Origin of the sequence: Geobacillus sp. CAMR5420 (assembly GCF_000691465.1) — a bacterium.
In the GTDB taxonomy this organism is placed as follows: domain Bacteria; phylum Bacillota; class Bacilli; order Bacillales; family Anoxybacillaceae; genus Geobacillus; species Geobacillus thermoleovorans.
In genome coordinates this window covers 1-10,045 of the sequence record NZ_JHUS01000004.1, presented here as the reverse complement: position 1 = coordinate 10,045, position 10,045 = coordinate 1, and the positions used below count along the sequence as shown (strand labels likewise).

Annotated in this window: 7 protein-coding genes, 7 tRNA genes and 1 rRNA gene; all 15 read right to left on the bottom strand. The window is 51.4% G+C overall.

The features are described 5' to 3' along the window. Positions 1–428 precede the first annotated feature (428 nt). The 15 genes from glmS to rrf all read right to left on the bottom strand — a co-directional run bounded on the left by glmS (position 429) and on the right by rrf (position 9,956). The gene (gene glmS / locus DI44_RS15220) at positions 429–2,231 is read right to left on the bottom strand and encodes a glutamine--fructose-6-phosphate transaminase (isomerizing) (RefSeq protein ID WP_033024498.1); all 1,803 of its coding nucleotides are present in this window, start codon (positions 2,229–2,231) and stop codon (positions 429–431) included. Positions 2,232–2,781: 550 nt separating this feature from the next. Further along, positions 2,782–4,131, bottom strand: coding sequence for a phosphoglucosamine mutase (glmM, locus tag DI44_RS15225; RefSeq protein ID WP_033024497.1), 1,350 nt, complete (start codon positions 4,129–4,131; stop codon positions 2,782–2,784). 27 nt (positions 4,132–4,158) lie between these two features. Beyond that, positions 4,159–5,397 (bottom strand): CdaR family protein, encoded by a 1,239-nt coding sequence (locus DI44_RS15230; RefSeq protein WP_033024495.1) that lies wholly within the window; start codon positions 5,395–5,397, stop codon positions 4,159–4,161. Further along, entirely contained in the window at positions 5,390–6,211 is an 822-nt protein-coding gene (gene cdaA / locus DI44_RS15235; RefSeq protein WP_011229664.1) for a diadenylate cyclase CdaA, read from the bottom strand. The genes DI44_RS15230 and cdaA overlap by 8 nt, the downstream gene beginning before the upstream one ends. 72 nt (positions 6,212–6,283) lie before the next feature. Further along, the gene (rsiW, locus tag DI44_RS15240; RefSeq protein ID WP_011229663.1) at positions 6,284–6,895 is read right to left on the bottom strand and encodes an anti-sigma-W factor RsiW; all 612 of its coding nucleotides are present in this window, start codon (positions 6,893–6,895) and stop codon (positions 6,284–6,286) included. A 14-nt stretch (positions 6,896–6,909) separates the two neighbouring features. Continuing rightward, positions 6,910–7,473, bottom strand: coding sequence for an RNA polymerase sigma factor SigW (sigW, locus tag DI44_RS15245; protein WP_011229662.1), 564 nt, complete (start codon positions 7,471–7,473; stop codon positions 6,910–6,912). 200 nt (positions 7,474–7,673) lie between these two features. Beyond that, complete coding sequence (gene rocF, locus DI44_RS15250; RefSeq protein ID WP_033024492.1) at positions 7,674–8,573, bottom strand: arginase; 900 nt, start codon at positions 8,571–8,573, stop codon at positions 7,674–7,676. Between the two features lie 148 nt (positions 8,574–8,721). Beyond that, positions 8,722–8,794 (bottom strand) — tRNA-Ala (locus DI44_RS15255). Between the two features lie 6 nt (positions 8,795–8,800). After that, positions 8,801–8,872: transfer RNA gene (locus DI44_RS15260), tRNA-Gly, on the bottom strand. A gap of 4 nt (positions 8,873–8,876) precedes the next feature. Further along, positions 8,877–8,952 (bottom strand) — tRNA-Lys (locus DI44_RS15265). A gap of 302 nt (positions 8,953–9,254) precedes the next feature. Next, positions 9,255–9,329 (bottom strand) — tRNA-Gln (locus DI44_RS15270). A 114-nt stretch (positions 9,330–9,443) separates the two neighbouring features. Continuing rightward, positions 9,444–9,515, bottom strand: a tRNA-Glu gene (locus DI44_RS15275). A 10-nt stretch (positions 9,516–9,525) separates the two neighbouring features. After that, positions 9,526–9,601 (bottom strand) — tRNA-Thr (locus DI44_RS15280). A gap of 7 nt (positions 9,602–9,608) precedes the next feature. Continuing rightward, positions 9,609–9,683 (bottom strand) — tRNA-Asn (locus DI44_RS15285). Between the two features lie 156 nt (positions 9,684–9,839). Next, positions 9,840–9,956, bottom strand: a 5S ribosomal RNA gene (gene rrf / locus DI44_RS15290). Between the last annotated feature and the right edge of the window lie 89 nt (positions 9,957–10,045).

Genomic DNA, 10,045 nt, shown 5'->3' with positions numbered 1-10,045 from the left:
ATGCTTGTTCATAGAGAGCACCTCCTGGGTTTGTTTGTGTCGCTACTCACATTCTACAGGAAAGGTGCTCTTTTTTCTATACCCTTTGGATTTTATTGGATAATCAACACGCCTGATTTAAAAAGTTAATTTGCTTGTTAATATATGTATAAGAGAGGTGCGAATTGCACCTCTTTTTAAATAGTTATTTATTATTTTGTAATTCAAATCCGAACCCGTTAGTAAAAATCGGATCGAGTTTTACAGGACAAGACTTTTTTGTCAAATAACAGTAATAGGAAAAACCAAAGCCTGCTGGATTCACCAACAGGCTTTCAGTTCCCGACTTTTTTGTTCGGTACCCAACTTTTTTGTCCGGTTCCCGACTTTTTTGTCAAGTACCCGACTTTTTTGTCATTCAACAACAGTCTTTCCGACCAACGAACCGCTCACTCCACCGTCACGCTCTTCGCCAAGTTGCGCGGTTTGTCGACGTCGCAGCCGCGGTGCAAGGCGGCATAGTATGCGATCAGCTGCAACGGCACGACGGACACAAGCGGCGTAAGATCCGGATGGACGGATGGGATGATAAAGCGGTCGCCGTCGCCTTCCAGGCCGCGCATCGAGATGACGCACGGGTTCGCGCCGCGGGCGACGACTTCTTTTACGTTGCCGCGAATGCTCAAATTCACGTGCTCCTGAGTGGCAAGCGCAATCACTGGCGTGCCGTCCTCAATCAAGGCGATCGTGCCGTGTTTCAGCTCGCCGCCGGCGAACCCTTCCGCTTGAATGTACGAGATCTCCTTCAGCTTCAGCGCGCCTTCTAGGCAGACATAGTAGTCAACGGCGCGGCCGATGAAAAAGCAGTTGCGCGTCAGGGTCAAGTAGTCGCTCGCGATGTTCTCCATTTCCTCTTTCGCATCGCACAGCATTTCCATCACATTGGCGACGATGGCGAGCTCTTTCGTCAAGTCAAAGTCCAGCTCAAAGCCTTTCGCTTTTGCCGCCGCGGCGGCCAAAATCGCAAGCACAGCAATTTGCGCCGTATATGCCTTTGTCGAGGCAACGGCGATTTCCGGGCCGGCGTGCAACAGGAGAGTATAATCGGCTTCCCGCGACAGCGTCGAACCTGGGACGTTCGTGATCGTGATCGCTTTATGGCCGAGTTTGTTCGTTTGCACGAGCACCGCGCGGCTGTCGGCCGTTTCGCCGCTTTGCGAGATAAAGATGAAGAGCGGCTTTTCCGACAACAGCGGCATGTTGTACGAAAATTCGCTGGCAATATGCACTTCGACTGGAATTTTCGCCCACGACTCGATCAATTGCTTGCCGACCAAACCGGCATGGTAGCTCGTTCCGCACGCGACAATGTACAGGCGGTCGGCGTTCAGCACTTCGTTGATGATCGCTTGGTCAATCGTCAATCCGCCGTTTTCGTCTTGGTATTTTTGAATGATGCGGCGGATGACGAACGGCTGCTCATCAATTTCTTTCAGCATATAATGCGGATACGTCCCTTTTTCAATGTCGCTCGCATCGAGCTCAGCCGTAAATGGCTTCCGTTCGACTGTTTCACCGTTTAGCGTTTGAATCGTGACGTTCTCGCTCGTGACGATGACTAGTTCCCCATCCATCAGTTCGACGAATTGATTCGTCACTTGAAGCATCGCCATCGCATCGCTCGCCACGACGTTAAACCCATCACCCAATCCGACGAGAAGCGGGCTTTTGTTTTTCGCTGCATAGATGGTGTTTTCGTCTTGTGCATCGATCATGGCGATGGCGTACGATCCTTTTAACAGCGAGAGCGTTTTTCGGAACGCTTCTTCCGTTGTCAGCCCGTCACGGACGAATTTTTCCACGAGCTGGACGATCACTTCCGTATCCGTGTCGCTTTGAAACGCAACATCGGCTAAATAATCGCGCTTGACCATTTCATAGTTTTCAATGACACCGTTATGCACGAGCGTAAAACGGCCTGAGGCGCTTTGATGCGGGTGGGCGTTCACTCGGCTTGGCGCCCCGTGTGTCGCCCAGCGTGTATGGCCAATGCCGACCGTTGCGTTGACGTTCGGGTCGACGATGCGGCGCAAATCAGCGATCCGTCCTTTTTCCTTAAACACATGCACGCCGCTTTCGTTCAATACGGCGATCCCCGCCGAATCGTAGCCGCGATACTCGAGTTTTTCCAATCCGCGCAATAAAATTTCCTTCACATCTTGATAACCGATATAGCCAACAATGCCGCACATGGCAAATGTTCCTCCTTTTCATCTTGGAGGCTGCCGCTAACGAGAACCGTCTTTCCTGTTCAGTTGTCAAAGAACATGTTCGGGGTCTCGCCGATCCACGGGCGGCAGACTCCCTTCTTCGTTTCGCGCGATGACATCCCCCCCTTTGTGCAAAGGGTCACCCCTTTGTTTTAAGAGAGGACTTGCGGCTGTCATCGCTCCAGCCGGGAGGCATCCGCCGAAAACCTCGATAAACCTCCTCCTCGTCAACTAAGCGTTCTTCCGTCCAACGCTTAGTCCAGGCGCTTTTGTCTCGTCAAAACCGATGCAACAACCAACCACCTTTTTGCTTTGTTGGCCATGCCTACGGTTGCGGCAAGCCATCACTTCACCATGTTCCGCTCTTCGCCCTTCCATCGCCTCCTTTCAAGAAAAAGGCAACAACGTTAATATTACAGGACATTCCCAGCGGCGTCAACTATCATCTATCCATCCCTTTATATAAAATAACCTATGCATAAACGGAAGCGAACGTTCCGTCTATGCATAGGGTGGTTGTCCAAGCGGTCGGTTATTCCACTCCCATTTCACGGCGGACGACATCCGCGATCCGCTCAACGTAGGCGCGGCACGCTTCCTCGGTTTGGGCCTCCGCCATAATGCGCACGAGGGGTTCCGTCCCTGACGGACGAACGAGGACGCGGCCATTGCCGTTCATCTCTGCCTCCACTTCCTGGATCACTTTTTTCACTTGTTCGTTTTCCATTGCTTTTTCCTTATCGGCCACCCGGACGTTCACAAGCAGCTGCGGGTATTTTTTCATTTCCCCCGCCAATTCGGAAAGCGGCTTGCCTTTGATTTTCATGATGTTGACAAGCTGGAGCGCCGTCAACATTCCGTCCCCCGTCGTGTTGTAGTCGAGGAAGATGATATGTCCGGACTGCTCGCCGCCGAGATTATAGCCGTTCTTCTTCATTTCCTCGACGACATAGCGGTCGCCAACGGCCGTTTGTACACTTTTGATTCCCTGCGCCTCAAGCGCCTTGTAAAACCCAAGGTTGCTCATGACCGTCGAGACGACAGTTTGGTGCTTGAGGCGGCCGGTTTCTTTTAAATATTTGGCGCAAATGTACATAATTTGATCGCCGTCAACAATGTTGCCGCGTTCATCCACGGCGATGAGGCGGTCGCCATCGCCGTCAAAGGCGAGCCCGACATCGGCTCCTTTTTCTTTGACAAATGCGGCTAGCGCTTCCGGATGGGTGGAACCGACTCCTTCGTTAATGTTGAGCCCATTGGGCGACGCCCCCATCGTCACGACATCCGCATCCAAATCGGCAAATAAGTACGTCGCAAGCGATGACGTCGCCCCGTGCGCGCAGTCGAGGGCGATTTTCATCCCGGAAAAATCTTCTTCATCGATCGTTTGTTTTAAATACTGCAAGTATTTTTGCCCGCCTTCAAAATAGTCGTTTACTTGCCCAAGTCCAGCCCCGATCGGCCGCGGCAGCATATCCTCCGCGCTGTCGATCAGCGCCTCAATTTCCGCTTCCTGCTCATCCGACAGCTTGAACCCGTCCGGACCGAAAAATTTAATGCCGTTATCTTGCACCGGGTTGTGAGAAGCAGAAATCATGATGCCGGCCTGCGCTCCAAGCGCCTTCGTCAAATAGGCGACACCTGGCGTGGAAATGACGCCAAGGCGCATCACTTCAGCCCCGATCGACAAAAGCCCGGCGACAAGGGCGCCTTCAAGCATATGGCCGGAAATGCGAGTGTCGCGCCCGATCAATACTTTCGGGCGCTCAGCGCTTTTGGTCAGCACGTATCCGCCGCAGCGGCCGATTTGAAACGCCAACTCTGGCGTCAATTCACGATTTGCGACTCCTCGTACACCATCAGTGCCAAAATATTTGCCCATTCGTTCACTCTCTCCTTACTATGCAGTTTATTGTGCAGTTGCTTTGTCGCTAATATGGACCATCGCCGTTTCCGCCGACGGCTGCCATTGGACTTGTTCAGGGTGGTTCCATTGAATGGGAACTTGATGTTCGCCAATGCCGAGGCCGCTAACATCGACATACAAGCGGACATCATCTTTCGTCAATCCACGGACGACATCGGGCGGACCGACAAGGCGGACCGTAATTTTGCCTTCAAGCGGTTTGACAAATTCAGCTTTGTATGAATCCGGCAAGCCGACGACGGCGATCGGCACGTCTTTCCACGTTTGCGTGACGTCTTTTTCCACATCAATATGCACCTTGATTTTGTCTGGATCGACGTTTTTTGCTCCATCAGGGAGCGGAGCGTCAAGTTCTACCGTCGCATCGTCGGTAATGTCGTCCAAATCAACTGTCAATCCTTCCAGCTTGTCAATATGGTTCAACACTTCCTTCGGTCCATAAATCGTCACTCGATCCGGCTCCGGCGTGATGCTGACAAGATGCACACCATCCGGCAACTCCCCAGTTGTTCGCACTTGAACCGACACCGTCTTGCTCGGGCTTTTCACCGGCACGGTTACTTCCACCGACGATGGCTCTGGCTCAATATCCAACTCATTTCCCCGTCGATCGTACACCCGAACGCGCGCTTCTCTCGTCAGCGTTTCCGTCGCCCCATCTAAGTCGACGATGGCTTTGACAAACGCAATCTCGTCGATTAGTTCCTTCGCTCCAGTAATCGTCACAGCAACTGGTTTCACAGTCGGTTCTCCAACGGAATAGCCATCCGGCATTTTGTTTCGATTGAAAAATTCAACACCGACAGGAAACCGTTTCGACACTTTTTCACGAATCGTCACTTTGGCCGAGGAAGGCTGAATCGTCACTTTCAACTTGTCGGAGATGTCCCTGTATTTGATCGGCACCGTGTATGTCCCTAACGGCAATTCCGTTAAATCGACATACACCTCGAAATTTCGCTGCAGAGCCGTCGGCTTGACAATGCTGGCCGGCCCTTGGAGCGTAACGTTCACGTATTTCGGGACGCCAGATACGACCAAGTTGTCTTCATCATAGTAAGCGACCACCGGAATATCGATCAACGTTTCCGTATCTTCCTGGCCAAACGTGTTGCGCGTCTCACCGGTTTTCGCCCCGACATTGGCCGACATATACAGCATAATCGCCAGCAATAAGGAGACAACGCGAATAAACCAAGGATGGTCCATCAACTTATCCATGTTTCTTCCCCCTCCATTGCCAACGGGAAGAAGCGGGCGCCTTCGTCGCTGGAGCAAGTTCGCCGGTCAACAGCTCCCGAAACTCATCGATCGTTAAATCGCGGTACAGCTCGCCGTTTTTCGTCAACGATACCGCTCCCGTCTCCTCCGACACGACGACGGTGACGCTGTCAGTCACTTCGCTGATGCCGAGCGCCGCCCGATGGCGTGTTCCGAGCTCTTTCGAAATAAATGGACTTTCCGATAATGGTAAATAACAGGCCGCCGCAGCGATTTGGTTTTTTTGAATAATGACCGCCCCATCATGAAGCGGCGTGTTCGGAATGAAAATATTAATGAGCAGTTCAGGCGATACATGAGCGTTTAACATAATGCCGGTTTCGACATAATCGTTCATTCCGGTTTCCCGCTCAATGGAAATCAGCGCGCCGATGCGTCGCTTCGCCATATACTCGGTCGCTTTTACAATGGCCTCCACCATTCGCATCCGCTCTTCATCTTCATTGACCGTATTGCGGGTGAACAGCCGTCCGCGGCCGAGCTGCTCAAGGGCGCGCCGCAATTCTGGTTGAAAAATGATGATGATCGCGAGAAATCCCCAAATGATCGCCTGATCCATCAGCCATTGCAGCGTTGTCAAACCGAGATAATTGCTCACGAAACGAACCAAAATAATTAAAAAAATGCCTTTTAACAGCTGAATGGCCTTCGTCCCGCGAATCATCATGATCAACTTGTAAATCACATACCAAACGACAAGGATATCAACCACTTTTAACAAATATGACACGATGGGGAGCTCTCCGAAGGACATCTTCACACTTCCTTTATCTCTAATTCCAATCTGTTGATGGCCACGGAAAAAGCCATCGAACGATGGCTGCCATCATTCAATCGATTGGAGCGCACGATTGAACCTTTCTTTAATATTATACCAAATCCATTCAAACACTTGATTAATTTCCTCCACTTCCCCTGTCACTTGCCCGGCGGACGCCATATATTTCTTTCCATGGATCACAGTCACGTCCCCATCAACCGTTCCTTCAATCCGAATCGAGCCATTGCGGACGACAATATCCCCTTTGACCGTTTCTCCTTTCGGCACGATGACAGTATGATCGCGGATGATGACATGTTCATCAGCTGAGACGGAAAACGCGCCTCTTTCCCCCCATGAAGAAGCTAAGCTGCCTAAAGTGAGCGCTAAAAACAACGAGGCAGCCGTAAGCAGCGGGTGGCGATGCAGGAAGCGGCGCAGCCGCGCGGTCTTTCTCTCTTTCGGCATCGCCTCCATAACCTTGGCTGCAAACGACGGCGGCGCCGCAACGTGGGCGGCATATTGGAGGAAAGCAACCGTCTTTTTCAGCTCGTGAAAATGGGCAGCGCACGCAGCGCACGAACGCAAATGTTCTTTCAGCTGCTGCTCTCCTTCTGGCTGGAGATCTCCATCAAAATAGCTGTGCATGAGCAACACGATTTCTTTCGGACATTCCATAGTCTCCCACCCTCTTATAAATGACCCAATTGCCTGCGCAACGCTTCGCGGCCGCGATGCAGCCGCGTTTTCACCGTGCCGACCGGCAACCCTAAAATCTCGCTGATTTCTTGCAAGGACAAATCTTCCATATATTTCAACACGATCACGCTTCGATACTTTTCTGGCAACTGCTCAATCGCTCGCTGCACCGTCTCTTGCAGCTCCAGGCTTTCCACTGCCTCCTCCGGGGATGCTTCGCGGGAAGGAAGCTGAGCCTGCATCGTTAACCCGTCCGTGCCTCCGACCTCTTCATCTAAATACACGTCCGGCTTCCGTTTCCGCAATTTATCGATCGTCAAGTTCGTCGCGATCCGGTACAGCCAAGTGGAAAACTTCATTTCTGGATTGTACGTATCAATATGGATGTAGGCGCGGATGAACGCCTCCTGCGCCGCATCTTCCGCCTCATGCCGATTGCCAAGCATTCGATAGCAAAGGCGGTAAATCTTGTCCTTATACAAATCGACAAGATCCGCGTATGCGTTTTGATCCCCTTTTTGGATCGCCTTAATTCTCTTTTTAATAAATAGATCCATAAAATACAATACCCCCGCCTCACGGCTTACTGTATATTACGGCGCTCGATCAAGAAAAGTTTCATGCAACATATTTATTGTATCATACAACTGAAAAAGAGGGGACGCCAAACAAATGGCAGCCCCTCTTTCACAAACAGCGGGAACAAATCATCATCATATCCGTGAATCCCGCAACCAACCCTCTTTGCCCACATGCATTAAATGAGTTTTTCACCAAACAACGACCCCATCAGCGCTACAGCAACTGATGCTGTTTTGTTCCGCTCATCCAAGATCGGGTTCACTTCGACAAATTCCGCTGAAGTGATGATTTGTGCTTCGGCCAGCATCTCCATCGCCAAATGGCTTTCGCGGTATGTCAATCCTCCAATGACAGGCGTTCCGACTCCCGGTGCGTCGCTTGGGTCAAGGCCATCCAAGTCAAGCGACAAATGAACGCCATCCGTTCGTTCTTTTAAATAGGTGATCGTTTCTTCCATCACCCTTGTCATTCCGAGCCGATCAACCTCATGCATCGTGTAAATTTTGATTCCTTTTTCGCGAATAAACTTCTTCTCCCCTTCATCAAGGGAACGGACGCCGATCAACACGACATGTTCCGGCTTGATTTTGGGGCTGTATCCGCCGATTTGCGTCAGCGCCGGATGGCCAAACCCGAGGCTCGCCGCCAGCGGCATGCCATGAATGTTTCCAGACGGCGACGTTTCCTCGGTGTTGACGTCGCCGTGCGCGTCATACCAGATCACTCCAAGCCGCTCATAATGTTTCGCCACCCCGGCGATCGTGCCAATGGCGATACTATGGTCGCCGCCTAACACAAGTGGGAAGCGCCCCCGCTGAACGACTTGGTCAACCGCCGCCGCGAGTTTCTCATTCGCCTCCGCAACCGCTTTCAAATTGCGCAACCGTGAATCTCCTTGCTCGTGCAACCGCTCTGCTTTCCCAATCGGAATATCTCCCAAATCTTCAATATCGTAATGAAGACGTTCCAGACGTTCGATGACGCCTGCATAACGCATTGCGCTCGGCCCCATATCAACGCCGCGGCGTGTCTGCCCTAAATCCATCGGAACCCCGATAATTGAAATTGGCTTCATGCTGTCTCCCACTCCTTTCCGGTTCCTGTTACGTCTTTATTGTAGAGGAAAGAAAGGGGATGACTCAACTTGACAAAATTTTGAATATTTATACCGATATAACAAAAAAGAGCAGGCTGCTTGTGGTTGTCAAGCAGTCTGCTCTTGATGGAGCCTATCGGGATCGAACCGATGACCTCCTGCGTGCAAAGCAGGCGCTCTCCCAGCTGAGCTAAGGCCCCGCCCCAAGCGGAAGACGGGACTCGAACCCGCGACCCCCACCTTGGCAAGGTGGTGTTCTACCACTGAACTACTTCCGCGCTATGGTGAGCCATGGAGGACTCGAACCTCCGACCCTCTGATTAAAAGTCAGATGCTCTACCTACTGAGCTAATGGCTCATAGTCAAGTATACACTCACAATGAACGATGCCCCTTCCTCTGCTAGCATATTCGAAGATGTTGGATGCGTCGGGACAACTCGAAGCAAATCCGAAGATGCTTCGCTCGTTGCTCTACCTACTGAGCTAATGGCTCATGGTTAGGATAACACTCTACAGCTTCGTTTCACTCTACCTGCCTCTTCCTCTCCCAGCTGTTTCACAGATGCCTAGTGCGTCGAGGCAACTCGAAGCAAACTCGAAGATGCAGCGCTCGTTGCTGAGCTAATGGCTCATGACCATTTTTATGTACAAAAAAATAATGGCTGGGCTAGCTGGATTCGAACCAGCGCATCACGGAGTCAAAGTCCGTTGCCTTACCGCTTGGCTATAGCCCAACGCGATGAGAAAAAAACGCTGTATTCAATTGCTATTATATCTCAGCAATCAGGGAAGTATACACTTTTCATTTCGGCCAATCATCCTTGAAAGGACGACTGGCCGAAATGGAGTGACCCGTACGGGATTCGAACCCGTGTTACCGCCGTGAAAGGGCGGTGTCTTAACCACTTGACCAACGGGCCGGAAAATAAATGGAGCTTCCAACCGGGCTCGAACCGGTGACCTCTTCCTTACCATGGAAGTGCTCTACCTACTGAGCTATGGAAGCGTAAAAATGGCTCCGCAAGTAGGATTCGAACCTACGACCTACCGGTTAACAGCCGGTTGCTCTACCGCTGAGCTATTGCGGAATGATGAATAACTATATGTCATGCACATCTTCCCAATGTGCTCGTTGCCTCTTCCTCTGCCAGCTAATTCAAGGAAGCGAGATGCGTCGAGGCAACTCGTAGCGAATTCGAAGATGTGAAGCTTGTCGCTGAACTATTGCAGAATAATGAAACATTGCCTAGCAGCGACCTACTCTTGCAGGGGCGCTGGCCCCAACTACCATCGGCGCTGGAGGGCTTAACTTCCGTGTTCGGGATGGGAACGGGTGTTTCCCCTCCGCCATAGCCACTAGGCAATGATGATCATCTTGGACAGTAATTATTATATCCATCCTGTTGGATTTGTCAACAGGATGTTCATTCCCTCAAAACTAGATAACCGT

Excerpts from the sequence above, each read along its gene's own strand:
- glmS (WP_033024498.1), bottom strand. The coding sequence starts at position 2,231 with ATGTGCGGCATTGTTGGCTATATCGGTTATCAAGATGTGAAGGAAATT.
- glmM (WP_033024497.1), bottom strand. The coding sequence starts at position 4,131 with ATGGGCAAATATTTTGGCACTGATGGTGTACGAGGAGTCGCAAATCGT.
- DI44_RS15230 (WP_033024495.1), bottom strand. The coding sequence starts at position 5,397 with ATGGATAAGTTGATGGACCATCCTTGGTTTATTCGCGTTGTCTCCTTA.
- cdaA (WP_011229664.1), bottom strand. The coding sequence starts at position 6,211 with ATGTCCTTCGGAGAGCTCCCCATCGTGTCATATTTGTTAAAAGTGGTT.
- rsiW (WP_011229663.1), bottom strand. The coding sequence starts at position 6,895 with ATGGAATGTCCGAAAGAAATCGTGTTGCTCATGCACAGCTATTTTGAT.
- sigW (WP_011229662.1), bottom strand. The coding sequence starts at position 7,473 with ATGGATCTATTTATTAAAAAGAGAATTAAGGCGATCCAAAAAGGGGAT.
- rocF (WP_033024492.1), bottom strand. The coding sequence starts at position 8,573 with ATGAAGCCAATTTCAATTATCGGGGTTCCGATGGATTTAGGGCAGACA.